General features: G+C 73.8%; 20 protein-coding genes. 10 read left to right on the top strand and 10 right to left on the bottom strand.

Annotation, left to right across the window (positions count from 1 at the left end; translation table 11 throughout):
* Nucleotides 1–13 precede the first annotated feature (13 nt).
* The 3 genes from pucD to ACWD4P_RS02835 are packed head-to-tail and all read right to left on the bottom strand — an operon-like array spanning nt 14 to nt 3,872.
* Nucleotides 14–2,488, bottom strand: a complete 2,475-nt coding sequence (pucD, locus tag ACWD4P_RS02845) for a xanthine dehydrogenase subunit D (protein WP_449778340.1) — start codon at nt 2,486–2,488, stop codon at nt 14–16.
* Nucleotides 2,485–2,988, bottom strand: a complete 504-nt coding sequence (locus tag ACWD4P_RS02840; protein WP_359825499.1) for a (2Fe-2S)-binding protein — start codon at nt 2,986–2,988, stop codon at nt 2,485–2,487. Before ACWD4P_RS02840 ends, pucD begins: the two co-directional genes overlap by 4 nt.
* A complete protein-coding gene (locus ACWD4P_RS02835; RefSeq protein WP_449778339.1) occupies nt 2,985–3,872 on the bottom strand; it encodes an FAD binding domain-containing protein in 888 nt (295 codons plus the stop codon). Before ACWD4P_RS02835 ends, ACWD4P_RS02840 begins: the two co-directional genes overlap by 4 nt.
* A gap of 299 nt (nt 3,873–4,171) precedes the next feature.
* Between ACWD4P_RS02835 and ACWD4P_RS02830 the strand changes: the two genes are divergently transcribed.
* Complete coding sequence (locus tag ACWD4P_RS02830; protein WP_449778338.1) at nt 4,172–5,779, top strand: PucR family transcriptional regulator; 1,608 nt, start codon at nt 4,172–4,174, stop codon at nt 5,777–5,779.
* An 84-nt stretch (nt 5,780–5,863) separates the two neighbouring features.
* Here ACWD4P_RS02830 and ACWD4P_RS02825 read toward each other — a convergent pair whose 3' ends face one another.
* Nucleotides 5,864–6,943, bottom strand: coding sequence for an alpha/beta hydrolase (locus ACWD4P_RS02825; RefSeq protein ID WP_359825491.1), 1,080 nt, complete (start codon nt 6,941–6,943; stop codon nt 5,864–5,866).
* Between the two features lie 368 nt (nt 6,944–7,311).
* On the opposite strand from ACWD4P_RS02825, the gene ACWD4P_RS02820 reads away from it, so the two are divergent.
* The 4 genes from ACWD4P_RS02820 to ACWD4P_RS02805 are packed head-to-tail and all read left to right on the top strand — an operon-like array spanning nt 7,312 to nt 11,427.
* The gene (locus ACWD4P_RS02820; protein ID WP_449778367.1) at nt 7,312–8,325 is read left to right on the top strand and encodes a substrate-binding domain-containing protein; all 1,014 of its coding nucleotides are present in this window, start codon (nt 7,312–7,314) and stop codon (nt 8,323–8,325) included.
* Nucleotides 8,322–9,368: an ABC transporter permease gene (locus ACWD4P_RS02815; RefSeq protein ID WP_359825485.1), complete on the top strand. Its 1,047-nt coding sequence runs from the start codon at nt 8,322–8,324 to the stop codon at nt 9,366–9,368. Before ACWD4P_RS02820 ends, ACWD4P_RS02815 begins: the two co-directional genes overlap by 4 nt.
* Nucleotides 9,365–10,324 carry an ATP-binding cassette domain-containing protein gene (locus tag ACWD4P_RS02810; RefSeq protein WP_449778337.1) on the top strand — a complete coding sequence of 320 codons (960 nt, stop codon included), beginning with the start codon at nt 9,365–9,367 and terminating at the stop codon, nt 10,322–10,324. The genes ACWD4P_RS02815 and ACWD4P_RS02810 overlap by 4 nt, the downstream gene beginning before the upstream one ends.
* On the top strand, nt 10,321–11,427 hold the full coding sequence (locus ACWD4P_RS02805) for an ROK family glucokinase (protein WP_449778336.1): 1,107 nt from the start codon (nt 10,321–10,323) through the stop codon (nt 11,425–11,427). The genes ACWD4P_RS02810 and ACWD4P_RS02805 overlap by 4 nt, the downstream gene beginning before the upstream one ends.
* A 148-nt stretch (nt 11,428–11,575) precedes the next feature.
* Here the strand turns inward: ACWD4P_RS02805 and ACWD4P_RS02800 are convergent, their stop codons facing one another.
* Nucleotides 11,576–12,250 (bottom strand): hypothetical protein, encoded by a 675-nt coding sequence (locus ACWD4P_RS02800; RefSeq protein WP_449778335.1) that lies wholly within the window; start codon nt 12,248–12,250, stop codon nt 11,576–11,578.
* A gap of 325 nt (nt 12,251–12,575) precedes the next feature.
* Here ACWD4P_RS02800 and ggt point away from each other — a divergent pair, with 325 nt between their 5' ends.
* The 3 genes from ggt (at nt 12,576) to ACWD4P_RS02785 (ending at nt 16,121) form a co-directional block, all read left to right on the top strand.
* On the top strand, nt 12,576–14,366 hold the full coding sequence (gene ggt, locus ACWD4P_RS02795; RefSeq protein ID WP_449778334.1) for a gamma-glutamyltransferase: 1,791 nt from the start codon (nt 12,576–12,578) through the stop codon (nt 14,364–14,366).
* 75 nt (nt 14,367–14,441) lie between these two features.
* Entirely contained in the window at nt 14,442–15,296 is an 855-nt protein-coding gene (locus ACWD4P_RS02790; RefSeq protein WP_449778333.1) for an exodeoxyribonuclease III, read from the top strand.
* 201 nt (nt 15,297–15,497) lie between these two features.
* On the top strand, nt 15,498–16,121 hold the full coding sequence (locus ACWD4P_RS02785) for a hypothetical protein (RefSeq protein ID WP_449778332.1): 624 nt from the start codon (nt 15,498–15,500) through the stop codon (nt 16,119–16,121).
* A gap of 77 nt (nt 16,122–16,198) precedes the next feature.
* On the opposite strand, the gene ACWD4P_RS02780 is transcribed toward ACWD4P_RS02785, so the two are convergent.
* Nucleotides 16,199–16,957: a lysoplasmalogenase gene (locus ACWD4P_RS02780; RefSeq protein WP_359825362.1), complete on the bottom strand. Its 759-nt coding sequence runs from the start codon at nt 16,955–16,957 to the stop codon at nt 16,199–16,201.
* Nucleotides 16,958–17,181: 224 nt separating this feature from the next.
* Between ACWD4P_RS02780 and ACWD4P_RS02775 the strand changes: the two genes are divergently transcribed.
* Complete coding sequence (locus ACWD4P_RS02775; protein WP_449778331.1) at nt 17,182–18,849, top strand: DUF2398 family protein; 1,668 nt, start codon at nt 17,182–17,184, stop codon at nt 18,847–18,849.
* Nucleotides 18,850–18,989: 140 nt separating this feature from the next.
* Here the strand turns inward: ACWD4P_RS02775 and ACWD4P_RS02770 are convergent, their stop codons facing one another.
* Together ACWD4P_RS02770 and ACWD4P_RS02765 are read right to left on the bottom strand one after the other, a co-directional pair.
* On the bottom strand, nt 18,990–19,169 hold the full coding sequence (locus tag ACWD4P_RS02770; RefSeq protein WP_359825366.1) for a hypothetical protein: 180 nt from the start codon (nt 19,167–19,169) through the stop codon (nt 18,990–18,992).
* Between the two features lie 120 nt (nt 19,170–19,289).
* Nucleotides 19,290–20,921, bottom strand: a complete 1,632-nt coding sequence (locus tag ACWD4P_RS02765) for a BCCT family transporter (RefSeq protein WP_359825369.1) — start codon at nt 20,919–20,921, stop codon at nt 19,290–19,292.
* Between the two features lie 517 nt (nt 20,922–21,438).
* On the opposite strand from ACWD4P_RS02765, the gene ACWD4P_RS02760 reads away from it, so the two are divergent.
* Entirely contained in the window at nt 21,439–22,668 is a 1,230-nt protein-coding gene (locus tag ACWD4P_RS02760) for a sulfite oxidase (protein WP_449778366.1), read from the top strand.
* 67 nt (nt 22,669–22,735) lie between these two features.
* Here ACWD4P_RS02760 and ACWD4P_RS02755 read toward each other — a convergent pair whose 3' ends face one another.
* Nucleotides 22,736–23,386: a TetR/AcrR family transcriptional regulator gene (locus ACWD4P_RS02755; RefSeq protein WP_359825374.1), complete on the bottom strand. Its 651-nt coding sequence runs from the start codon at nt 23,384–23,386 to the stop codon at nt 22,736–22,738.
* A 91-nt stretch (nt 23,387–23,477) separates the two neighbouring features.
* Nucleotides 23,478–24,386 carry an acyl-CoA thioesterase gene (locus tag ACWD4P_RS02750; protein WP_449778330.1) on the bottom strand — a complete coding sequence of 303 codons (909 nt, stop codon included), beginning with the start codon at nt 24,384–24,386 and terminating at the stop codon, nt 23,478–23,480.
* Nucleotides 24,387–24,461: the final 75 nt, after the last annotated feature.

The following is a 24,461-nucleotide window of genomic DNA, read 5'->3' as shown; positions in this document are numbered from 1 at the left end:
CGAACTCCGGTTCTCAGACGGGACGTTCGGTGGTCAGGTGCTCCGGCCGGACCGGGATCCGGTTGAGCGCCAGCCCGGTGGCGGCGCGGATGGCGGCCACGATGGACGGTGTCGCCGAGACGGTCGGCGCCTCGCCGACCCCGCGCAGCCCGTACGGGGCGTTGGGGTCGGGCAGTTCGAGCATGTCCACTGGGATCGGCGGGGTGTCCAGGATGGTGGGGATCAGGTAGTCGGTGAAGGAGGCGTTGCGGACCTTGCCGTCCCGCACGATGATCTCCTCCATCACCGCGAGGCCCAGCGCCTGGGTGCAGCCGCCCTGGATCTGGCCGACCACGGACAGCGGGTTGAGCGCCTTGCCGACGTCCTGGACGGCGGTGAGCTCGACCACCTTGACCAGGCCCAGCTCCACGTCCACGTCCACCACCGCGCGGTTGGCGCAGAAGGTGTACTGGACGTGGCCGAAGCCCTGGCCGGTCTGCGGGTCGAAGGCCTGGGTGGGCCGGTGGTGGTGCTCGCGGGTCTGCTCGATGGCCTCGTCGCCGAGCAGGTCGACGATGGAGACCAGCACGCCGGCCGCGGCCGACACCACCTTGCCGCCGGCGAGCAGCAGGTCGTCGTGGGTCCAGCCGTAGCGCCGCCGCCCCTTGTCGAACAGTTCCCGGCGCACCGCCTCGGCGGCCAGCTTCACCGCGCCGCCGGTCATGTACGTCTGGCGCGAGGCGGAGGTCGAACCGGCCGACCCCACCTCGGTGTTGGCCGGGTGGATGGTGACCTGCTCGACGCCCAGCTCGGTGCGGGCGATCTGGGCGTGCACGGTGACGCCGCCCTGGCCGACCTCGGCCGCCGCGGTGTGCACCATGGCGACCGGCTCGCCGCCGATCACCTCCAGCCGCACCCGCGCCGTGGAGTAGTCGTCGAAGCCCTCGGAGAAGCCGACGTTCTTGATGCCGACCGAGTAGCCGACGCCGCGGACGATCCCCTCGCCGTGCGAGGTGTTGGAGAGCGCGCCGGGCAGCCGGCGGATGTCCGGGTGTTCGGTGTCCAGTGGCGGCGGCAGCGGCATCTCCTTGGCCCGGCGCAGCAGTTCGGCCACCGGCGCGGGGGAGTCGATCTGCTGGCCGGTGGGCATGAAGTCGCCCTCGGACATCGCGTTGAGCTGCCTCAACTCGACCGGGTCCATGCCCAGTTCGGCGGCCAGCTTGTCCATCTGCGACTCGTAGCCGAACGCCGCCTGCACCGCGCCGAAGCCGCGCATCGCCCCGCAGGACGGGTTGTTGCTGTACAGCGCGACGGCGTGCATCCGCACGTTCGGGATCACGTACGGGCCGTGCCCGAGCGAGGCCGCGTTGCCGACCACGGCGGGGGAGGCGGAGGCGTACGCGCCGCCGTCCAGCACGATCCGGGCGTCGGCGTACACCAGCTTGCCGTCCCGGGTGGCGCCGTGCTCGTAGTGCATCCGGGCCGGGTGGCGGTGCACGTGGCCGAAGAAGGACTCGTCCCGGGAGTAGACGATCTTGACCGGCTTGCCGGTGTGCTGGGCCAGCAGGCAGGCGTGGATCTGCATCGACAGGTCCTCGCGGCCGCCGAACGCGCCGCCGACGCCGGCCAGGGTGAGCCGGACCTTCTCCTCCGGCAGGTCGAGCACCGGCGCCATCTGCCGGCGGTCCACGTGCAGCCACTGGGTGGCGATGTAGAGGTCGACGCCGCCGTCCTCGGCGGGCACCGCGAGTCCGGACTCCGGGCCGAGGAAGGCCTGGTCCTGCATGCCGACCTCGTAGTCGCCGCTGACGACCACGTCCGCCAGCGCCCGCACCTCGTCGGTCACGCCGCGGCCGGAGACCAGCCGCTGCTCGTGGCAGATGTTGCCGTACGCGTGGGACTTGTACTCGTGGGGCTCGTGCACGTACCCGTACGTCTCCGGGTCGAGGCACTGCTCCTCGGTGACGATCGGGGTGAGCACCTCGTACTCGACGGCGATCTTCTTCACCGCGCGGCGGGCCGTCTCCGGGTGGTCGGCGGCGACCAGCGCGATCGCCTCGCCGTGGTAGCGGATCCGGTCGATGGCCAGGACCGGCTGGTCCTGGATCTCCAGGCCGTAGTACTTCGAGCCGGGGATGTCCTCGTGGGTCAGCACCGCGTACACCCCGGGCACCTTGAGCGCCTCGGAGACGTCCACCGAGAGGATGTTCGCCCGGGGGTGGGGGGAGCGCAGCGCCGTGCCCCAGAGCATGTCCTCGTGCCACAGGTCGGAGGAGTAGGCGAACTCGCCCCGGACCTTCAGGTTGCCGTCCGGGCGCAGCGGCGAGCCGCCGACGCCGTCCTTGGCCGCCTGGTTGATGTTCTGCAGGTTCTTCTGGCCCCGGATGGTCCGTTGGGCCGTCCGCTGAGCCGTCGGTCCGTCCGTGGTGCCGCTCGTGGTGCCGCTCGTGGCGCCGCTCGTGGTGCCGCTCGTGGCGCCGCTCGTGGTGCCGTTCGTCGTGCCGCTCATGCGCCGGCCCCCGCTTCCGTGGCCCCCGCTTCCGCGCAGGTGCGGGCCGAGGCCAGCCGCACCGCGTCCATGATCTTCTCGTAGCCGGTGCAGCGGCACAGGTTGCCGGACAGCGCCTCGCGGATGTCGTCGTCGCTCGGCTGCGGGTCGTCCGCCAGCAGCGCGTCCGTCTGCACCAGCAGCCCGGGGGTGCAGAAGCCGCACTGCACGGCCCCGGCGTCGACGAACGCCTGCTGGACCAGGCCCAGTTCGCCGTCCTCCGCGCCCAGGCCCTCGACCGTGCGCACCTCGCGGTCCTGCACCTGGCCGGCCGCGACCAGGCAGGAGCAGACCGGGACGCCGTCCAGGTAGACGGTGCAGGAGCCGCACTCGCCCTGCTCGCAGGCGTTCTTCGAGCCCGGCAGGCCGACCCGCTCGCGCAGCACGTACAGCAGGCTCTCGCCCTCCCACACGTCGTCGGCCTCGACCGGCCTGCCGTTGGCGGTGAAAGTGACCCTCATGCCGCGCTCCCGATCTGCTTGCCGTAGTCGTTCCAGGTCCAGGTGAGGGTGCGGCGGGCCATCACGGCGAGCGCGTGCCGGCGGTAGTCGGCGGTGCCCCGGACGTCGTCGATCGGCGAGGCCGCGGCCTTCACCAGCTCGCCGAAGCGCCGCACCACCTCGCTGCCCAGCGGTCCCCCGGACTCCCACAGCCCGCGCCCGGCGAGCACCCCCGCGAGGTACTCCTCGGCCTCGACGGCGCGGCGCGGGGTGGGGGCGGCCGAGCCGATCCCGGTGCCGACGGTCCCGCTCCGCGGGTGCAGGGCGAAGCCGAACGCGCAGACCGCGATCACCATCGCGTTGCGGGTGCCGATCTTCGAGAACTGCTGCGGCCCGTCCGCCACCGGGATCCGCACGGCCCGGATCAGTTCGTCGGCGGCCAGGCAGTTGCGCTTCACCCCGGTGTAGAAGTCGTCGATCGGGATCAGCCGGGTGCCGCGCACCGAGGCCGCCTCGACGAACACGTCCCGCCCGGCCGCCAGCAGCGCCGGGTGCGAGTCGCCGGCCGGGGAGGCCGCGCCGAGGTTGCCGCCGACGCTGCCGCGGTTGCGGATCTGCGGCGAGCCGACGGTGCGGGCAGCCAGCGCCAGCCCGGGCAGCGGACCGGCCAGCTCGGCGATGATCCGGGTGTACGGGACGGCGGCGCCGAGCCGCACGACGCCGTCGTCGTTCGACCATTCGGCGAGTTCGGTGATGCGGTTCAGGTCGAGAATCGCGGATGGCCGGTGCACGTCGAAGTTCAGCTCGACCATGACGTCCGTGCCGCCCGAAATCGGCAGCGCGGTCGGGTACTCGGCCTTCGCCGCGAGTGCCTCGTCCCAGGTGGCGGGCCGAAGGAACTCCATGCGGGTGTCTCCTCAAGTCGTCGCCCGCCGGGAGCCCGGCGGCGTGTCGCCCAGTGAACCGCTGTGACGCGGCCCACTGGCAGTCACCGATGGCATGAAGCCCCGGCTGTGAGCCCGCCCGGCATCCTGTACGTTCCTCTAAGGAGGAGAATCTCGCAGCCCGGGTGTTCGCCGGGTGCTACCTACGACCGTAGTCCGGCGGTGGTGCGCGGGCTACGGGCCCGGGCGGACGCCCGCACGGCCAGGCCCTATCGTTACCCCTTCATCCCTCCCCCCAAGCCCCGTTAAGGAGTCCGCGGATGCGCGTCCGTGACCTGCTCGCCCCCGGTGCCCCGCGACTGCGCCTGCTCGCGGCCGAGGAAGAGCTGGACCGGCAGGTCAGCGGTGTGATGACGACGGACCTCCAGGACCCGGGCCGCTACCTGCACGGCGGCGAACTGGTGCTCACCGGCATGCTCTGGCGCACCGTCCCGGCCGACTCCGAGCGCTTCGTGCGCACCCTCGCGGCCGGCGGCGCGGTGGCCCTGGCTGCCGGTGAGGCCGAGGTCGGCCCGGTGCCCGAGGACCTGGTCGAGGCGTGCCGCCGGCACCGGATGCCGCTGCTCGCCGTCCCCGACGACATCGCCTTCGGCACCGTCACCGAGTTCATCGGCCGCCAGGTCTCCGCCGATCGCGCCGCCGACCTCGCCGCCCTGGTCGACCGGCACCGCCTGCTCGTCTCGGCGGCCGGCGGCGGCGGGCTGGACGCGGTGCTGGACCTGCTCGGCGGCGACCTGGACCTGGACTGCTGGGTGCTCACCCCGACCGGCGCGGTGATCGCGGGCCCCGCCGACCGGCTCTCCGCCCAGGACCGCGACCAGCTGGTCCGCGCCCACCTCGCAGCCCAGCGCCAGCGCCGCCGCCCCCCGCACCGGGCCCGGCTGGCCGGCGGCTCCTACTCCCTGCTGCCCGCCCCGGCGTCCGGCGAGCAGGACGCCCCGCAGCCCGACTGCCCGCTGGTCGACTGGGTGCTCGCGGTGGCCGGCGACGTCACCGAGTGGACCACCAAGCGCCAGCAGCTCGCCGAGAACCTGGCCCGGCTGGTCGCCGCCGAGCGCCACCGCCGCGACGAGGGCCGTCGGCTGCGCCGCCGGCTCGCCGACGAGGTGCTCGCCCTGCTGCGCCGCGACGCCGACCCGGCCGAGATCAGCCGCAGCCTCTACGCCTCCTCCGCGATGGCCGCCCGCTACGAGAGCCCGGAGCCCAAGTCCCAAGCGGAGGAAGGCTCCTGGCTGGTGCTCAGCGCCGAGGGCACCGGCCTGCCGGAGGGCGTCGTGCGGGCGGCGCTGGAGGAGGCGCTCGGCGGGGTCACCGACCGTGCCCTGGTCGCCGGGACGGGCACCGGCGCCGTGGTGGTGCTGCCCGCGCTGGAGGGCCCGGTGCCCGCCGACACCCTGCGCGAGCTGCTCGCCCCGCTGGAGGCCGGGCTCGGCTCGGAGGGCCGGATCACCCTCGGCGTCTCCGCCCCCGCCTCGGAGGCCGGCGGTCTGCGCGGCGCCCTGGAGGAGTCCCGGCACGCCCGCCGGATCGCGGCCTCCCGGATCGGCCGGGTCTGCGTCGCGGGCCCCGAGGAGCTCGCCTCGCACGTCCTGCTGCTGGCCGCCGTCCCGGACGAGGTGCGTCGCGCCTTCCGCGGCCGGCTGCTGGACAAGGTGATCGCGTACGACATCGAGCACCAGGCGGACCTGGTCCGCACCCTGGAGGCCTTCCTGCGTTCGGACGGCTCCTGGACCCGCTGCGCCGCCCGGCTGCACGTCCACGTGAACACCCTGCGGTACCGGATCGGCCGGATCGAGGAGCTGACCGGGCGTGACCTCTCCCGGCTGGAGGACCGGGTGGACTTCTACCTGGCGCTGGAGCTGGCCTGACGCCGCGCCCGGACGTACGGGAAGGGCCCGCCGCGACCACCGGTCGCGACGGGCCCTTCCGCTGTCGGTCCTACCCGGGGCGGGTCACTGCACCGGGATGATCGAGGTCAGCCACTGGAAGGCGGACGGGACCATCTTCTTCCACTGCTCGGTCGTGTGCGGGCCGGTGCCCTCCTCGACCTGGACGGTGGTCGGGGCCTTGGCCGCGGCGCGGATCGCCTCGCCGTCCTCGTAGCCGTCCCCCTTGGAGCCGCTGACCAGCAGGGAGACCTTCGGCGGCTGCGGGGAGGTCTTCAGGATGTTGACCGGGTTGTTGGCCTCGCGCAGCTTGGCGTCCTTGCCGACCAGGGAGTCCGGCTCCTGGGCCGGGTCGTTGTAGCCGGACATCGCGATGGCGGCCCGGTAACGGTTGGGGTGGGCCAGCGACAGCTTGGCCGCGCAGTGCGCGCCGGCCGAGTAGCCGGCGATCGCCCAGCGGTCCGAGGACGGGTCGGCGCGGAAGTTGTCCAGCACCATCTGCGGGACGTCACGGGTGACCCAGGCGTCGGCGTTGATCTTGCCGGGGATGTCGGTGCAGCCCGCGTCCTGGTTGTTCAGCAGCTTGGTGCGGGGCGAGACCAGGATGAACGGGGCGACCTTGCCCTGCTGCATCAGCGGCTTCAGCTGCTCGGAGACCTTGAGGGTGCCGTACCAGGTGGAGGAGGAGCCGGGGTAGCCCGGGATCAGCTCGACCACGGGGAACTTCTTGTCCTTGAACGCCGGGTCGTCGTACTGCGGCGGCAGCCAGACCAGCACCTCGCCGTCGACCCCGGACACCTGTCCCTTGAGCTCGGTCCGCTGGACGTCCTTCGGCACCGCCGGGTCGTCGACGGCGCTGAAGCTCTGCTTGACCTTCGGCGGCTCCTTGGCGGCGTCACCGGAGTGGCCCGGGGCGGTGGCGGCCGGGTCGACCGGTGCCACCACCGGCACCGCGCGGACGTGGTTGCCGGTGCCGAGCAGGTCGTCCCAGTTGCCGTAGATCAGGTTGGCGTTGTTGACCATCACGAAGACCATCAGGACGGCCGTGACCTGGCAGAACATGATCATGACGATTCGGGTGAGGTAGCGTACCGGCTGCGGGCCGCCGACCCTTCCCCAGAACAGCAGCGCCACTGTGATGGACACCGGCACCAGGATGACGGTGAGGAGGAAGAATGGCGTACCTGTCAGATCCATCGAGTTCTCGTATCCGGGTCGCACGCCGCCCGGGGCCCACTCGCCCGAACGCACGTCAATGGCATCAGACGGTGATGGGCCGATGATCGGTTGCCGTCCGAATCTGTGCGGAACCTGAGAGGAACATCACTTTCTTGTGATGAACCTCCTTCGGATCGGCGCCTAGTCTGCCACCCGGACAGACGTCGTCCGGACCAGATGTTCAGCGAACTACCAGGAAAGGTCCCCCGGGGCACCATACCTCCCAGGCCGTTCGGGCTGCCGGGCGAGGCGGTGCGATCCCGCGCGGCCCGGGCAGGGAGACTATGGGGATGAGCATCACCCGCTTTCGCCCGTCCCGCCGCTTCTGGCCCGTCTGTGCCGTCCTGGCACTCGCGGTCACCGCGGCCGGTTGCAGCAGTACCGGAGGCAGACGCGCCGAGGAGGCCCGCGCCAAGGCCGCGGCCACCGGCGGCAGCGCCGTCACCACCCCGCGCTGGAAGGTCGCCATGGTGACCCACGCCGGAGCCGGCGACGCCTTCTGGGACACTGTGCGCAAGGGCGCCGAGCAGGCCGCCGCCAAGGACAACATCACCTTCCTGTACTCCAACGACGCGCAGACCCAGAACCAGGTCCAGCTCGTCCAGGCCGCCATCGACCAGAAGGTCGACGGCCTGCTGGTCACCCTCGCCAAGGGCGACGCGATGGCCGACGTCCTCGGCAAGGCCAAGGCCGCCGGCATCCCCGTGATCACCATCAACTCCGGCCAGGAGTACTCGCAGAAGTTCGGCGCGCTCACCCACATCGGCCAGGACGAGGCCACCGCCGGCCAGGCGGCCGGCACCGAGCTGGCCTCGCGCGGCCGCAAGAACGTGCTCTGCGTGATCCACGAGCAGGGCAACGTCGGCCAGGAGCAGCGCTGCTCCGGCGCCCAGTCCAAGGCCGGCGGCGCCTTCCAGGTGCTCTACGTCAACGGCGTCGACATGCCCGACGCCCGCGCCGCGATCTCCGCCAAGCTCCAGGCCGACCCGGCCATCGACACCGTGCTCACCCTCTCCGGCCCGATGGCCGCCACCGGCCTCCAGGCCGTCCAGGACGCCCACCGCGCCGTCGAGCTGGACACCTTCGACCTGGGCACCCAGGTGGTCTCCGGGCTCAAGTCCGGCAGCGTCGGCTTCGCCGTCGACCAGCAGCCCTACCTCCAGGGCTACACCGGCGTCGACCTGATGTGGCTGTACAAGTACAACCTGAACATGCTCGGGGGCGGCAAGCCCGTCGAGACCGGCCCGCAGATCCTGACCAAGGACAACGCCGACGCGCTCGCCGAGTACGTCGCGAGGGGGACCAGGTGAGCACCCCCGACCTCCTCGCCCGGGACGGCCTGGTCGACGGGCGCCCGGCGGCCCTGCGCCGGCTCCTGGCCCGACCCGAGCTGGGCTCGCTGATCGCCGCCGTCGCCGTCTTCCTGGTCTTCGCCGTCGTCGCCGAACCCTTCCTGCGGGTCTCCTCGCTGGGCACCGTGCTGTACGCGGCCTCCACCATCGGGATCATGGCCGTGCCGGTCTCGCTGCTGATGATCGGCGGCGAGTTCGACCTCTCGGCCGGCGTGCTGGTCACCACCGCCGCGCTGACCTCCTCGATGGTCTCGTACCAGCTCACCGCGGTGACCTGGGTCGGCGTGCTGGTCTCGCTGGCGACCACGCTGGCCATCGGCTGGTTCAACGGGTGGATGCTCGGCCGCACCCGGCTGCCCAGCTTCATCGTCACGCTCGGCACCTTCCTGATGCTCACCGGCGCCAACCTGGGCGTCACCAAGGCGATCTCCGGGACGGTCTCCACCAAGTCGATCGCCGACATGCAGGGCTTCGCCTCCTGCCGCTGGCTGTTCGCCTCCGAGGTGACCATCGGCGGGCTCGCGATCAAGGCCACCGTCTGGTGGTGGCTGGGCCTGCTGGTCGTCGGCAGCTGGGTGTTGCTGCGCACCCGCTTCGGCAACTGGGTCTTCGCGGTCGGCGGCGACGCGGACGCGGCCCGCGCGGTCGGCGTGCCGGTCGCCCGCACCAAGACCCTGCTCTACCTGGGGGTCGGCTTCGGCGCCTGGGTGCTCGGCCAGCACCTGCTGTTCTCCTTCGACACCGTGCAGTCCGGCGAGGGCGTCGGCAACGAGCTGATCTACATCGTCGCGGCCGTCATCGGCGGCTGCCTGATCACCGGCGGCTACGGCTCGGTGGCCGGCTCCGCGCTCGGCGCGCTGATCTTCGGCATGGCCAGCAAGGGGATCATCTACGCCCAGTGGAACCCGGACTGGTTCAAGTTCTTCCTCGGCGCGATGCTGCTGCTGGCCGCGCTGCTGAACGCCTACGTCAAGCGACGGGCCGAGCGGGGGCCGCGATGAAGGTCGAGGATTCGACGGTTCCCACGGCGTCCACGGGGGGCGAACTGCTCTCCCTGCACGGCGTGGGCAAGAGCTACGGCACCGTCCGGGCGCTCCAGGACGTCTCGCTGACCCTGCGGGCCGGCGAGATCAGCTGCGTGCTCGGCGACAACGGGGCCGGCAAGTCCACCCTGATCAAGATCATCGCGGGGCTGCACCGGCACGACGAGGGCATCCTGACCGTCGGCGGAGAGGACGTCCGCTTCGACTCCCCGCGCCAGGCCCTGGACCGCGGCATCGCCACCGTCTACCAGGACCTCGCGGTCGTCCCGCTGATGCCGGTCTGGCGCAACTTCTTCCTCGGCTCCGAGCAGGGCATGCGCCGCTGGGGCGGCCTGCGCCTGGACGCCGACGGGATGCGCGCCACCACCCGCGACGCGCTCGCCCGGATGGGCATCGACCTGCAGGACGTCGACCGGCCGATCGGCACCCTCTCCGGCGGGCAGCGCCAGTGCGTGGCGATCGCCCGCGCCGTGCACTTCGGCGCCAAGGTGCTGATCCTGGACGAGCCCACCGCCGCGCTCGGCGTCAAGCAGTCCGGGGTGGTGCTCAAGTACGTCACCGCCGCCCGCGACGCCGGGCTCGGAGTCGTGCTGATCACCCACAACCCGCACCACGCGTACCTGGTCGGCGACCACTTCACCCTGCTCAAGCGGGGCCGGATGGCGGGCAGCCACCCGCGTGCCGAGATCAGCCTCGAACAGCTCACCACCGAGATGGCCGGCGGCTCCGACCTCGCCGAGCTCTCGCACGAGCTGGCCCGGCCGTCGGCCTCCGGGGCGTCCGGAGCATCCGCGTCCGGCTCCGGAGCATCCGCGTCCGGCTCCGGGGCGTCCGCGTCCGGCTCTTCCGATTCCGACCCCGGCGATTCCGAGCCCCGGGATCCCGACTCCCGTGAGGAGCGTCCGAAGCCGTGACCAGCTCCCAAGGCAGCACCCGGCCACCCGTCCTGCCCACCCTGCTCGGCCTCGGCCCGCGCGCCGAGCGCCGCCGGCGCGCCCTGCCCGCCGGGATACTGCGACTGCCCACCATCGGCGTCGACATCGGCGGCACCAAGGTGGTCGCCGGGGTGGTGGACGGCGAGGGCAAGGTGCTGGAGAAGCTGCGCACGGACACACCGCACAAGAGCAAGAGCCCCAAGGTCGTCGAGGACGTCATCGTCGAGCTGGTGCTCCAGCTCGCCGACCGGCACGACGTCCACGCCGTCGGCGTCGGCGCGGCCGGCTGGGTCGACGCCGACCGCTCCAAGGTGCTGTTCGCCCCGCACCTCAACTGGCGCAACGAGCCGCTCCGGGACGCGCTCAGCGAGCGGCTGCGGTTCCCGGTGATCGTGGAGAACGACGCCAACGCGGCCGCTTGGGCCGAGTGGCGCTTCGGCGCCGGGCGCGGCGAGGACCACATGGTGATGCTGACGCTGGGCACCGGCATCGGCGGCGCGGTGGTCCGGGACGGCTACGTGGACCGCGGCAAGTACGGTCTGGCGGGCGAGTTCGGGCACATGCAGGTGCTGCCCGGCGGCCACCGCTGCCCGTGCGGCAACCGCGGCTGCTGGGAGCAGTACTCCTCCGGCAACGCGCTGGTGCGCGACGCGCGCGAGCTTGTGGCCGAGGAGTCGCCGGTGGTGCAGCCGCTGCTGGCCCGGGCGGGCGGTACGGTCGAGGGCATCACCGGACCGCTGGTCACCGAGGCCGCCCAGGACGGCGACCCGACCGCGACCGAGCTGCTCTACGAGGTCGGCACCTGGCTCGGCGTCGGCATCGCCAACCTGGCCGCCGCGCTGGACCCGGGCCGCTTCGTGATCGGCGGCGGGGTCTCCGAGGCGGGCGACCTGCTGCTCGGCCCGGCCCGGGACACCTTCCGCCGCACCCTCACCGGGCGCGGCTTCCGTCCGGAGGCCACCATCGTGCACGCCGCCCTCGGCAACGAGGCCGGCCTGGTCGGCGCGGCCGACCTGGCCCGGCAGGTGGCGCGGCGCTTCCGGACGATCAAGCGGCGGCGGGTGGAGCGCAGCGCGCTGTAGTCAGGGGGGCAGCCGACAGCCGACAGCCGACAGCCGACAGGTTTCAGATGTCAGCGAACAGATGACGTTATCTGTTCGCTGAAATCTGTCAGCTGTCGGCTGTCAGTTGTTCGCGGCACCTGTGCACGGCGCCCTTGCCCGCCCGGTCTCAGCCCGCCGACTTCCAGCGGTTGCGGCCGTCGCTGCCGGGGCCGCAGACCATCGGGGTGCCCTTGCTGGTCACACCGGTCGCGCCGGCCGGCGAGCAGAAGGATCCGGAGTGGACCGTCCCGCCGGAGCCGCCGTCGGAGCCGGAGCCGGAGCCGGACCCGCCGGTGGCCGAGCCGCCGGAGCCGCTGCCGCCGGTGGTCGAGCCGCCGGAGCCGCTGCCGCCGGTGGTCGAGCCGCCCGACGCCGAGCCCCCTGAGCCGGAGCCCGGGTCGGCGGGGTGCGGGGCGGCCGGTGCGGTGGTCCGGGGCGCCGCCGGAGCGGGCGGTTCGGCGTGGGCGGGCGGGGCCTGGGTGGGTGCGGGCGGCTCCGGGGTGGGCGTGGCCGCCGGAGTCTCGACCGGGGCGGGCGGCTGCGTCGCCGTCTGATCCGGCGTCGGCGTGGGCGTCGGGGTCGCCGACGGCGTCCCGGTCGCGGACGGGCTCGCCGTGGCCACCACCGCGGCCGGCGCGGGCGTCTGGTCCGCGGGCTTGGGGCCGACGATCGCGCCGAGCCACACCAGGCTGCAGAACGCTGCCACCACGGTGCTGGTGACCTTGCGCCAGAGCGGTCGGGGCCAGCTCCAGGCGATCCCGAAGGCCGCGAGCGGGAAGAGCAGGAAGCTGGCGACGTGCACCGCCCGGTGCTGCCACCAGGGGCGGTGAGGTGTCGGGAGCTGGGACGGCAGGGGCGGGGGAGGCGGCGGATACACGGAGGAGCTGCGTCCTTCTTGTGGTGGCTTCGTGGTGAACCCGATCACCGTATATGGATCACATAAGGAGATGATCGGATGTGTCCGGAATCGACTCCGGAACGTGACCTCCGTCCCCGCCTCCGGTGCGGCTCCCGTGGCCCGTCCGCGCCGGCGCGTCAACTACTTGTGAGTAGAGCCCCGATGTGGTTGTCGGATGATGCCTCCTGTGGAACAACTGATGAGTTGACGTCGAATCAGGAGGACTCGGATGAGGGCTCTGACCCGCCTCGCGCCATCGGTGTTACTCACCACCGCACTGCTCTGGTCCAGCGTCGGGCCGGCCGGTGCCGCGGCCCCGCCGTCGAAGGTGCCGGAGGCGGTGGGCTGGGGCGGGGCGGTGGCCACCGTCGACGCTGACGCCACCGCGGCCGGCATCGAGGTGCTGCGCAAGGGCGGCAACGCGGTGGACGCGGCCGTCGCCGCGGCCGCGGCCCTGGGCGTCACCGAGCCGTACTCCTCCGGCATCGGCGGCGGCGGGTACTTCGTCTACTACGACCACGCCACCGGCCGGGTGCACACCATCGACGGCCGCGAGACGGCCGGCCGCACCGCCGACACCGGCCTGTTCCTCGAGGACGGCAAGCCGCTGGCCTTCGCCGACGCCGTCACCAGCGGCCTGTCCGTCGGGGTCCCCGGCACCCCCGCCACCTGGGACGCGGCGCTGCGCCGCTGGGGCACCCGCTCGCTGGCCCAGAACCTCGAACCGGCCGAGCGGATCGCCGACGGCGGCTTCGTCGTGGACGACACCTTCCGCAACCAGACCGCGGACAACTACGCCCGGTTCAAGGACTTCCCGGCCACCGCCAAGCTCTACCTGCCGAACGGCAAGCCCCCCGAGACCGGCAGCGTGCTGCGCAACCCCGACCTCGCCGCCACCTACCGGCTGCTCGCCAAGGACGGCGTAAAAGCCTTCTACCAGGGCGAGTTGGCCGGGGACATCGCCGACACGGTGCAGCACCCGCCGGTCGACCCGGCCTCCGGCCGCAACGCCCGCCCCGGCAGGGTCGACACCACCGACCTCGCCGACTACCGGGTCCGGGACCAGGCGCCCACCCACGTTTCCCACGGTGCCTACGACGTCTACGCGATGGCCCCCTCCAGCTCCGGCGGCACCACCGTCGGCGAGGCGCTCAACATCCTGGAGGACGGCGGCGACGTCTCGGCGTACAGCGGCACCCAGTACTACCACCACTTCCTGGAGGCCTCCCGGATCTCCTTCGCGGACCGCAACCGCTGGGTCGGCGACCCGGCCTTCAACGACGTCCCCACCAAGCAACTGCTCTCCGAGCGCTACGCCGCCTCCCGGGCCTGCCTGATCAGCCCGGACCACGCGCTCACCAGCCCGCTCGCCCCCGGCGACCCGCGCCACCCGGCCCCCTGCGCCGACACCGGCCAGGCGGTCCCCGAGCCGTACGAGGGCCCCAACACCACCCACCTGACGGTCGCCGACCGCTGGGGCGACATCGTCTCCTACACGCTCACCATCGAGCAGACCGGCGGCAGCGGCATCACCGTCCCCGGCCGGGGCTTCCTGCTCAACAACGAGCTGACCGACTTCGACTTCACCCCGCTCGCCCCCGGCGTCCCCGACCCCAACCTGCCGGGCCCGGGCAAGCGGCCGCGCTCCTCGATGTCCCCGACGATCGTGCTGCGCGACGGCGAGCCGCTGCTCGCCACCGGCAGCCCGGGCGGCGCGACCATCATCACCACCACCCTCCAGGTGCTGCTCGGGCGCCTGGACCGGGGCCTGAGCCTGGAGCAGGCCATCGCCGCTCCGCGCGCAAGCCAGCGCAACAGCGCCACGACCCAGGCCGAGCCCAGCTTCCTGGCGCTGCCGGAGCGGGCCGCGCTGGAAGGACTCGGGCACGGTTTCGTCAACGGCGGCGAGATCGGTGCCGCCACCGGCGTGGAGCGGCTGCCGGACGGCCGCTGGGTGGCCGCCGCCGAACCGGTGCGACGCGGCGGCGGCTCGGCCGCGGTGGTCCGGCCCACTCGCTGATCGGGCCGGCCTGTCGGTGCCGGGCGGTATGTTCGGGGTGGGCCACCCTCGTGAGGGGCGGCCCACCCCGTCCGCATGTCCATCCGGACGCCCGTCCGCACCGAACCACCGGGAAGGCCGCCCGCCGTGACCGTCCGCATCGCCACCTGGAACATCAACTCCGTCACCGCGCGGCTGCCCAAGCTCCTGGAGTGGCTGGAGAGCGCCAAGCCCGACGTGCTCTGCCTCCAGGAGCTCAAGTGCGCGGCCGACGCCTTCCCGTACGAGGCGGTCCGCGAGCTCGGCTACGAGACGGCCGCGCACGGCAGCGGCCGCTGGAACGGCGTCGCGATCGTCTCCCGGATCGGCCTGGACGACGTCGTGCGCGGCCTTCCCGACCAGCCCGGCTACCTCGCCGACGGCGCCCTGCTGCCCGAGGTCGAGCCGCGGGCCGTCGCCGCGACCTGCGGACCGGTCCGGGTCTGGTCGGTCTACGTGCCCAACGGCCGGGAGGTCGGCCACGCGCACTACCAGTACAAGCTGGAGTGGCTGGAGGCGCTGCGCAAGGCCGCCGCCGAGGACGCCGCCGGCTCCCGCCCGTTCGCCGTCCTCGGGGACTTCAACATCGCCCCGACCGACGAGGACGTCTTCGACACCGCCGCCTTCGAGGGCCTCACCCACGTCACCCCGGTCGAGCGCGCGGCGCTGGCGGCCCTCGGCGAGATCGGCCTCCAGGACGTGCTGCCCCGCCCGCTCAAGTACGACCGCCCCTACACCTACTGGGACTACCGCCAGCTGGCCTTCCCCAAGAACCGGGGCATGCGGATCGACCTCACCTACGCCAACAAGGCCTTCGCCGACGCCGTCTCCGACAGCTACGTGGACCGCGAGGCCCGCAAGGGCAAGGGCACCTCGGACCACGCGCCGGTCGTGGTGGACCTCGACCTCTGAGCCGTACGGCGGGCGCCGCGGCCGGTGCCGGGCCCGCCTCGGCGGGCGTCACGACGGGTCACGGGTGGTAACCCGAACGGTCGTGAGCGCTGGCCGAGCGCGGGGCGGGTGCCTACCGTCGGTGAGTGACCGGATGCAGTCGATCGACCACGTGGACATGGGAGTCCCCCGGCTGCGCCCGAGAATCCCGGAGGTTCCGGCATGCGCCCCATGCGTACGGCCGCCGCCGCCCTGATCGGCGCGACGGCGCTGACCGGCCTGACGGCCCCCCTCGCATCCGCCAGGGACGGCTCGGCCTCGGTCAGCCCGTCCCAGGCCGCACCGGGCCAGACCGTGACGGTCACGGTCTCCTGCGAGGAGTCGGACAAGCCCGACGCCAAGACCATCACCGCCCGCTCCGCCGCGTTCGAGGGCGGTCCGGCGACCCTCACCCTGGGGCCCGACGGCAAGCACAGCGGCTCCGCCAGGCTGGCCGGCCAGCACGCCGGGGACAGCAAGGTCGACGGCACCTGCCCGGACGGCGGCGCCTTCGCCACCACCGTCACGGTCACCACCGTGGCCTCCACCGTCCCCGGCCGCGGCTCCGACAAGAACCCCCAGACGAATCCTGACCGGGGCCTCGGCGAATGGGGCGAGGCGGCGGGGGAGTGGGCTGGGTCACTCGGGCAGTCCGGTGCCGGCGGCCAGCAGGTCGCCCCGCACGGAGCGGTGCAGACCGGCCTCGGCGGCTCGGTCGCGGCGAACCCGGCGGAGCTCGCCGGCGGTCTCGCGCTGGTCGCCGGCGGTGTCGGCGGCTTCTGGCTGCTGCGCAGGCGCGGCGCCTGACGTCCCCAGCCCCCGCGCGCCCGCGCGCCCCTGGCCGCGCCGCCGGGTCCCGACCGGACCGGCAGCGCGGCGGCGTGTCAGGCGGTCCGCGGAGCGGCGCTCCCGCTGCTCTCGCCGATCCCGCCGGCTTCCTCGCCGCCCTCGCGGTGGAGCCGGTCCTGGTGCCGGAGGGTGCCGTCGGCCAGCAGGTACTGGGCCAGCACATAGGTCGCCATGATCCAGAACTGATGGCCCGGCAGCTCCCGCCACTTGGCCAGCTGGGTGGCGATCAGAGTGTCGGAGAGCAGGAACAGCGCGCCGCCCAGCCCGGTCCGCCAGCCCAGCCCGGCCGAGGTGACGGCCGTCGAGGCGAGCAGCAGGCTGTAGCCGGCCACCGGGACGCGCAGGTCCCCGAGGTCCGGCCAGAGCTGTCCGACCAGGGCCACCCAGGCCGTCGCGTACGCGGCCGCGACCACCAGGGCGCGGCGGCGGTCGGTGAGCGCCCCGCGCTGGACGAACATCGTCACGTAGCAGACGTGCGCGGCCGCGAACGAGCCCATGCCCGCGAGGAAGGCGGGGTCGTTCTTCAGCTGGAGCAGCACGTCCCCGCCGGCGCTCAGCAGCAGCGCCGGTGCCAGCAGCTTCGGCGCCTCGCGGCCGGCCTTCGCGGCGGCCGCCACGCTGTGCGCGGCCAGCAGCGGCATCAGGGCCGGCTTGGTGGCGTTCTGGAGCACCGAGGCGCCGGAGGCGATCGCGCCCAGGTGGGCCGCCGAGGTGGCCGCGAAGCCGCCCAGCAGGCCGGTGGCCGAGCGCAGACGTGCCCCGAGGCCGGCGCGGGTGGTGGTCCGGACAGTCATGGGTGGCCTCTCGGTGGTCCGCTGCTTCGGACCGACCCTAGAGGAGCCGGACCGGCGGCGGAAGGGCGGGTTACCGGCGCGTAACCCCGGTGGGGGGCGGCGGATGACGGGGCGGCCGGTGAGCGGAGCGCGGGCGGCCGCTTCGAGGGCTCTTGCGGAGACTTCCTCAGGACGGCGGTTGCTGCCGTCGGGTGACCCGGGCACCGTCTAGTCTGGACCCCGACATGGATCAGCAGGACTACGCGGTCGGCGCCACCCGGGTGGCCGCCGGCAGGCCGGACGGGCGCAGGGGCGGGGCAGGACGGGGAACCGCCCACGCCGTCCTCGCCGTACGCGAAGCCGGGCCCGCCGACGGCCCGACGCTCTCGCCGGACCCCGGACTGCTGCGCCTGGCCCACTGGTTCGCCGCTGCCGCGCCCGGCACCGCCGACGACCTCTGCGCCGCCTCCTTCGGCCTCTACCCCGCCCGCCACCTCGGTGCCGCCGCGGAACCCGCCGCCGACCCCGACGTCAGCTGGTGGCACGGCCCCAGCGCGCACCCGGCCGCGCCCGTACGCCCCCGCGAGGACCGCACCGAGGGCGGCCTGCGCCGGGCCCGGCGCGACGACGCCGAACTGCCCGTCGTCCGGTCAGGTGCCAAGCCGGGCGGGCCGGGGCGGCACCGCAGGCCCGAACGGACCCGGGTGGCACCGCCCACCGTGATCGCGCAGGATCGTTCCGGCGAGGAGCTCCCGGCGGCCGAACGCCGGATCGCCGCCCGGCTCCTGCTCGCCCACCCGCTGGTCACCGCCTCCGGCCCGCACGCCGACGGCTTCCCGCTGATCCGCCGTCACCGCGACTGGCTCGCCGAGCGCTTCGACGCCCTGCTCGGCTACCGCCTCGTGGTCGGCCCCTGGCACGCCCGGCTCTGCAAGGCCGGCCTCGGCCCCGACGCCGCCCGGCGCCTCGAACACCCCGTCACCGGCGTGCCGTTCACCCCGGCAGGGTATGCCCAACTCGCCCTCGCGCTGGCCCTGTTGGTCGACGCCCCGGAAGAGCTGGGCTACCGGCGGCTGCTCGACGCGATGGCCGCCGCCGCGCCCGAGCTCGCCGCCGAACCGGCCGACCTCGCCATGGCGCTGGCCGCGTTGGCGAGCTGGCAGGTGCTCGGCGAGCTGCCGGCCGACCAGACCGACGACTCCTTCGTGCTGACCGTGGACCGCGAACTCGCCCGGGCCGTCCCGGCCGGCCCGCCCGCCCTCGCCGACGACGCCGCCGACCTGATCCGCCGCGCGGCCGAGGCCGAACCCGCCACCGCCGTCCGCCGCCTGCTCGCCGAGACACCGGCCGTCCTGTCCGCCGACCTCCCCCAGGAGCACCGCGCCTGGCTGCGGGAGCACCGGCTCAGCGGCCCCGCGGCGCTCGCCGAGTTCCTCGGCCTGGAGGCCGAACTGCGCGCCGAGGGCGTCGCCCTGCTCGACCCGGCCGCCGAACTCACCGACCTCGCCCTCCCCGGTACCGGCACCCTCGCCCAGGCCGCCCTGCTGCTGGTCGAGCGCCTGGTCGAGGAGGTCCGCCCGCTGCCCGACGAACCGGTGACCGGCGACGTCCCGATCCCGGACGCGCTGATAGACGGCGTCCTCGGCGACATCGCGGACGAGTACGGCCTCCCCGCCCGCTACCTCGCCGACCGCACCGCCCTGCGGCGCGACGCCCTCGACCTGCTGCACCGCCTCGCCCTGATGACCCCCACCCCCCACCCCACCCGCCCTCCGGCCTGGCGCCTGCGCCCCCCGGCCGCCCGCTACGCCCCGGCCCCCGACCTCCACCCCGCCCCCGGCACCGGCCGCCACTCCCGCCCCGGTCCGCTGATCCCGCCCCCGGCCGTCCCCCGCGCCGAACAGTGGGCGTAGGGGCGGCGTCCCGTCGGGCGGCGTGACGCCCCGGTCGCCGCGTCGGCCCGCGCCGTGGGCGCGGGCAGTGAAATGCACCGGGTCCGGGGTGTGGACCGCGGTGCTGGGCGGGGCAGGTCGCCCCTGTGGTCGGGCGGGTGCTACTTGCTGGCGGAGGCGGTGGCGAGGGGGCCGTGTTCGACGGTCTCCACGGTGGCGCCGACGCCCAGCGTGCCGAGGGCGATGGAGGCGAGGACGGCGGTGACGGCGAGCAGCCGGCGGTGCCGTTGGGGCAGGGGGAAGCGCGGGTCCTGGTAGGGCGCCTGAGGGCTGGCGTTCATGACAGGGAGGTTTCCAGGGCGGTGTGAACGGTCGGTACGCGGGGGTGAAGTCCGGACGGGGGTTGGGCGTCGGTTGGCCGCATACGCCCCATCCGTCGCCGGGCGGGGCGTATGCGCTGGTCAGCGGCGCTTTCCCGAGTCGCCGACGGCCTCCCGGACGGCGTCCCGCAGACCGTGCGGCGGGTGGAAGCGGGCCGGTGCGGCGGCCGGGTCCTCGCGGAGTTCCTTGACCAGCGAGACGCACAGCAGCAGCATCACCACCACGAACGGCAGCGCGACCAGGATCGTCGCGTTCTGGAGCGCGGTGAGCCCGCCGGCCAGCAGCAGGGCCGCCGCGACCCCGCCCATCAGCACGCCCCAGACCACCACCAGCCAGGTGCGCGGATGCAGCGAGCCCCGGCTGGAGAGCGAGCCGAGCACCAGCGAGGCCGAGTCGGCGCTGGTGATGAAGAAGGTCATCACCAGCAGCACCGCGACCACGCTGGTCACCGAGCCGAGCGGCAGCGAGCGCAGCATCTCGAACAGCGAGGCCTCCGGGCCTTGGGGGATGGTCGCGACCAGGTCGGCCGCGCCGGTGGTGACCAGCCGGATCGCGGTGCCGCCCATCACGCAGAACCAGACGACCGTCGCTCCGCTGGGCACCAGCAGTACGCCGAGCAGGAACTGCCGGATGGTGCGGCCGCGCGAGATCCGCGCGATGAAGGTGCCGACGAAGGGCGCCCAGGAGAGCCACCAGGCCCAGTAGAAGATCGTCCAGGAGCCGAGCCAGCCCTCGTCGGTGAACGCGCCGGTCTGGGTGGACATCGCGAGCAGGTCGGAGAGGTAGCCGCCGACCGAGGAGGGGATCGCGTCCAGGGCGAACACCGTCGGGCCGAACACGAAGACGAAGAGCATGATCAGCGAGGCCAGGACGACGTTCGCGGTGGAGAGCCACTTCACGCCCTTGTGCACCCCGGAGAACGCGGAGACCACGAACGCGGCGGTCAGCGAGCCGATGATGACCAGCTGGGCGTTCTGGGTGTTGCGGACGGAGGAGATGTAGCCGAGTCCGTCGGCGACCTGGAGCGCGCCGAGGCCGAGGCTGGTCGCGGAGCCGAAGACGGTGGCGAACACCGCCAGCAGGTCGATCGTCCGCCCGGCCCAGCCGTCCGCACCCCGCTGTCCGATCAGCGGGACGAAGGCGGCGGAGATCCGGTTGCCCCGGCCCTTGCGGAAGGTGGTGTAGGCGAGGGCCAGACCGCCGACCGCGTAGATCGCCCACGGGTGCAGGGTCCAGTGGAAGAGCGAGAACTCCAGGGCCTGCTGGGCGGCGGCCGCGCTCTGCGGCTCCAGGCCGGAGCCGGGCTGCGGGGCGGCGAAGAGCTGGAGCGGCTCGCCGACGCCGTAGAACATCAGGCCGATGCCCATGCCGGCGCTGAACATCATGGCGATCCAGGCGAGGGTGGAGAACTCGGGTTCGTCGTCGTCGCGGCCGAGCCGGATCCGGCCGAAGCGGCTGAACGCGAGCAGCACGCTGAGTGCCAGGAAGACATCGCCGGCCACCACGAACAGCCAGCCGAAGTTGTGCAGCACCCAGCGGAGCGCGGTGTCGGAGGTACGGCCGAGCGAGTCCTCGGCGAAGATGCCCCAGGCGACCACCGCCAGCACCAGGACCGCGCCGATGCCGAACACCGCCCGGTCGGCCGGAAGGGTCGCGGAGGGTTCGTCGGGCTCCTCCGCGGGCTGGTCGGGCGGGGGCGGCTGGCTGCTCATCGGATGGACCTCTCGACATGCCGGACGTGCTCGGCGCACTCGGAAGACAGGCTGTATGTCGCACTATGTCCAGTTCGCTCCGGGAGCGGGGGGACGGCGCGCCGGGAAGCGCCGGCTCGGGACCTACGTCCCGTCAGGCCGCCCGCCCGGGGTGGCCGACAAGGGCCCGTCCCCGGCGGGCCGGGGTTTCGCCGGGGGCGGGAACGGTAGGAGTCCGGATCGGTGGGAGGGGCGAGCCGGGAGGCCGAAGCCCGCCCCGGCGGCCTTCGGCCCCGGCCGTGGCCGCGCGAACCGCCGAGCCGCCTGTTCCGAAACGGAAGGAACGCCGTTCATGGACGACGAGGTCCGCATTCCGAACGAAGCAGTCCCGATGCAGGACACCGCGACGCAGGACACCGCGGCGCAGGACTCCCCGGCGGAGGGCGTCTCGGCGCGGGACGTCGCCGCGCGGGGCACCCCGGTGCCGGGCGCGCAGGACGTCCGGGAGGGCGCGCGGGAGGGCGCGCGCTCCGAGGGGATGGGTCGCAGGACGCTGCTGCGGGCGGTCACCGCCGTCCCGCTGCTCGCCGCGCCGCTCCCGGCCGTCCCGCTGCTCACCGCGGGCCGGGCGGCCGCCGACGGGGCGCCCGAGTCGCTGCCCGGGATCGTCAAGCCGCTGCCCGCCGAGTGGTTCGTCCGGCACGACACCAACGCCGAGACCCGCTGGGACGCCTTCCGCGACGCCGACGGCGGCGCCGCCCTCGGCCGCCACGTGCCGGTGGAGCGGTTCTTCGTCCGCAACCACACCAGCACCCCGCTGATCGACCCCGACACCTGGAGCCTCGAGCTCTTCGGCAGCGGCCTGCGCGGTGCGCCGACGGCCCAGCACCCGGTCGAGTTCGGTCTGGCGGACCTGCGGGCGCTGCCGTCCACCCGGATCAGCGCGCTGATCGAGTGCGCCGGCAACGCCCGCAGCTACTACCTCGGGCAGCAGGGCCAGACCGTCCCGGGCACGCCGTGGAGGCTCGGCGGCGTCGGCTCGGCGAGCTGGCGGGGCGTCCGGCTGGCCGAGGTGCTGCGGGCCGCCGGGCTGACCGGGGCGGCCGTGGACGTGCTGCCCACCGGCCTGGACCCGGACTACGTCACCGGCGGCACCAACTACGGTCCGGTGCGCCGCCCGCTGCCGATCGCCAAGGCGCTGGACGACGTGCTGGTCGCGTACGAGATGAACGGCGAGCCGCTGACCCCGGACCACGGCGCCCCGGCCCGGCTGGTGGTGCCCGGTTGGGTGGGCGTCGCCTCGATCAAGTGGCTGGGCACCATGGAGGTCGCCGACCGGCCGCTGTACTCGCCGTGGAACACCGACTTCTACCGGATGTTCGGGCCGGACCACCCGCCCGGCGGCGGCGCCCCGCTCACCGACCAGGTGGTCAAGAGCGCCTTCGAACTGGCCGTGGGCGCGCGGCTGGCGGCGGACCGGGAGCACCGGCTGCACGGGCGCTCGTGGTCCGGGGCGGCGGCGGTGCGCTGGGTCGAGTTCAGCGCCGACGGTGGCCGGACCTGGCGGCGCGCCGAACTGCGGGACGAGCCGCGGGCCGACGGCTGGACGCGCTGGAGCATCGGCTGGCGCCCCGGGCGGCCCGGCCCGTACGAGCTGCGCGCCCGCGCGACGGACCGCCGGGGCAACACCCAGCCCGAGCGGGAGGTGTTCAACCGGGAGGGCTACCTGTTCGGTGCCGTGGTGGCCCACCCGGTGACGGCGGTCTGACCGCGAAGGGGCCCTGACCGCGGCGGCGCTCCGGGCCGGTCGGCCGGCCCGGAACGCCGGCGGGCGCTCAGCCGGTGGACTGGACCTCGTACGGGGCCGGGTACCGCGTCTCGTACGGGTTCAGCACCAGCCGCACCACGTCCTCCAGGCGCCGCCGGGCGTCCCCCAGGGTGGTGCGGCCGGTCACCCAGGCGGTCAGCTCGCCCTGCCAGGCGTGGGCGACGATGTGCCGCACCAGGTCGCTCGCGGCGGCCGGAACCTCGGCCGTCACCGCCTGCAGGGCCGTGCTGTCGGCCCGGGCCATGCCCTGGAGGGCCTCGCTGGCGAACGGGTCGGTGGAGGCGGCGACGGCCACCCGCAGCCGGGCCAGTTCGGGCTGGCGCTGGTAGGCGCGCATCCCGCCCCGGACGAACCGGACGGCCCGGTCCGTCGCCCCCAGTCCGGCCCTCGGCCCGCGCAGCTCCGCCACCAGATCGGCCAGCAACAGGCGATGCCACTCGGCGATCGCCGCGGCCAGGAGGTGGTCCTTGGAGGAGAAGTAGCGGTACGCCGTCCCCAGGGCGACTCCGGACCGCTCACAGACCTGTTTCATCTGCATCCGCTCGACGCCGATCTCGTTCACCAGGGCGAGCGCGGCCGCGATCAGGCCCTCGCGGCGTTCGAGCTGACGCGGAGACATCGCCTCCACCGGCCGTGGTGACAGGTCAACCTTGGTCACCCGCACCATGATACGGGCCGGGGCCGCTCAGGAGTATGACGCCGTCCGGCCCCCTTGCGTTCGCCGGGGAGCCATCGGGCTGCCGCGGGCGTCACGAGGGGTCGCGGACCAGCGCCTCCTGGACCGCGGAGGCGACCAGCCGGCCGTCGAGGTCGTAGAACTCGCCGAGCGCCAGGCCCCGGCCGTCCGAGGAGGACGGGCTGCGCTGGGCGAACAGCAGCCACTCGTCGGCCCGGAACGGGCGGTGGAACCACATCGCGTGGTCCAGCGAGGCCATCAGCAGCCGGGGCGGTTCGGTGCGCTGGAAGAAGTTCGGCTGCACGTCCAGCCCGACGGTGGAGGCCAGGGTGAGGTCGGACAGGTAGGTGAGCGCGCCGGCGTGCAGCAGCTGGTCGTCGTCCGGCAGCGGGGAGGCGGTGCGCATCCAGACGAACTGCTGGAGCAGCCCGGGGACGACCGGAGGCAGCCCCGGGGTGTCCGACGGGACGAACCGCAGGTCGAGGTCGCGGAACCCACCGGAGGCGGCGAGCGCCCGGCGGACCTCCTCAGGCAGCCGGGCCACGGCGTTCGGCAGCGACTCGGGGCGGGGCAGCGGCGGGACCGAGCGCCGGCGGTCGGCGGCCGGCTCGGGGTGCTTGAAGGAGACCGAGAGGGTGAAGATCTCGCTCTCCTTCTGGACCGCCGTCACCCGGCGGGTGGTGTACGAGGTGCCCTCGCGGACCCGCTCGACCAGGTAGTCGATCGGGCGGGCCGGGGAGCCCGGCCGCAGGAAGTAGCCGTGCAGCGAGTGCACCGGACGCCGGTCCCCGCAGGTGCGCCCGGCCGCGACGAGCGCCTGCGCGGCGACGTGGCCGCCGAAGGTGCGCGTCGGGGAACCGGCGTGGCAGTGCCCCCGGAACGTGTTCTCGTCCAGCCGCTCGATCTGCAGCAGCTCGGCGAACGGGGAGGCCGGCCGGGGGTGCCGTTCGGCCCGGACGTACGGTTCGGTGAGGTCGGTCACGGAGCCATAGTGGCAGAAGCCAACCGTGCCGTGGTGTGACCTGGGTAACGCCGCCCCCAGGCCATGGGAATGACG

The sequence above is a fragment of the Kitasatospora sp. NPDC002543 genome, assembly GCF_053594915.1.
The sequence above is the reverse complement of the archived record's forward strand: the minus strand, read 5'-3'. Positions and strand labels throughout refer to the sequence as shown.

Excerpts from the sequence above, each read along its gene's own strand:
- pucD (WP_449778340.1), bottom strand. The coding sequence starts at position 2,488 with ATGAGCGGCACGACGAACGGCACCACGAGCGGCGCCACGAGCGGCACC.
- ACWD4P_RS02840 (WP_359825499.1), bottom strand. The coding sequence starts at position 2,988 with ATGAGGGTCACTTTCACCGCCAACGGCAGGCCGGTCGAGGCCGACGAC.
- ACWD4P_RS02835 (WP_449778339.1), bottom strand. The coding sequence starts at position 3,872 with ATGGAGTTCCTTCGGCCCGCCACCTGGGACGAGGCACTCGCGGCGAAG.
- ACWD4P_RS02830 (WP_449778338.1), top strand. The coding sequence starts at position 4,172 with ATGCGCGTCCGTGACCTGCTCGCCCCCGGTGCCCCGCGACTGCGCCTG.
- ACWD4P_RS02810 (WP_449778337.1), top strand. The coding sequence starts at position 9,365 with ATGAAGGTCGAGGATTCGACGGTTCCCACGGCGTCCACGGGGGGCGAA.
- ggt (WP_449778334.1), top strand. The coding sequence starts at position 12,576 with ATGAGGGCTCTGACCCGCCTCGCGCCATCGGTGTTACTCACCACCGCA.
- ACWD4P_RS02790 (WP_449778333.1), top strand. The coding sequence starts at position 14,442 with ATGTCCATCCGGACGCCCGTCCGCACCGAACCACCGGGAAGGCCGCCC.
- ACWD4P_RS02785 (WP_449778332.1), top strand. The coding sequence starts at position 15,498 with ATGCGCCCCATGCGTACGGCCGCCGCCGCCCTGATCGGCGCGACGGCG.
- ACWD4P_RS02780 (WP_359825362.1), bottom strand. The coding sequence starts at position 16,957 with ATGACTGTCCGGACCACCACCCGCGCCGGCCTCGGGGCACGTCTGCGC.
- ACWD4P_RS02775 (WP_449778331.1), top strand. The coding sequence starts at position 17,182 with ATGGATCAGCAGGACTACGCGGTCGGCGCCACCCGGGTGGCCGCCGGC.
- ACWD4P_RS02770 (WP_359825366.1), bottom strand. The coding sequence starts at position 19,169 with ATGAACGCCAGCCCTCAGGCGCCCTACCAGGACCCGCGCTTCCCCCTG.
- ACWD4P_RS02765 (WP_359825369.1), bottom strand. The coding sequence starts at position 20,921 with ATGAGCAGCCAGCCGCCCCCGCCCGACCAGCCCGCGGAGGAGCCCGAC.
- ACWD4P_RS02760 (WP_449778366.1), top strand. The coding sequence starts at position 21,439 with ATGGGTCGCAGGACGCTGCTGCGGGCGGTCACCGCCGTCCCGCTGCTC.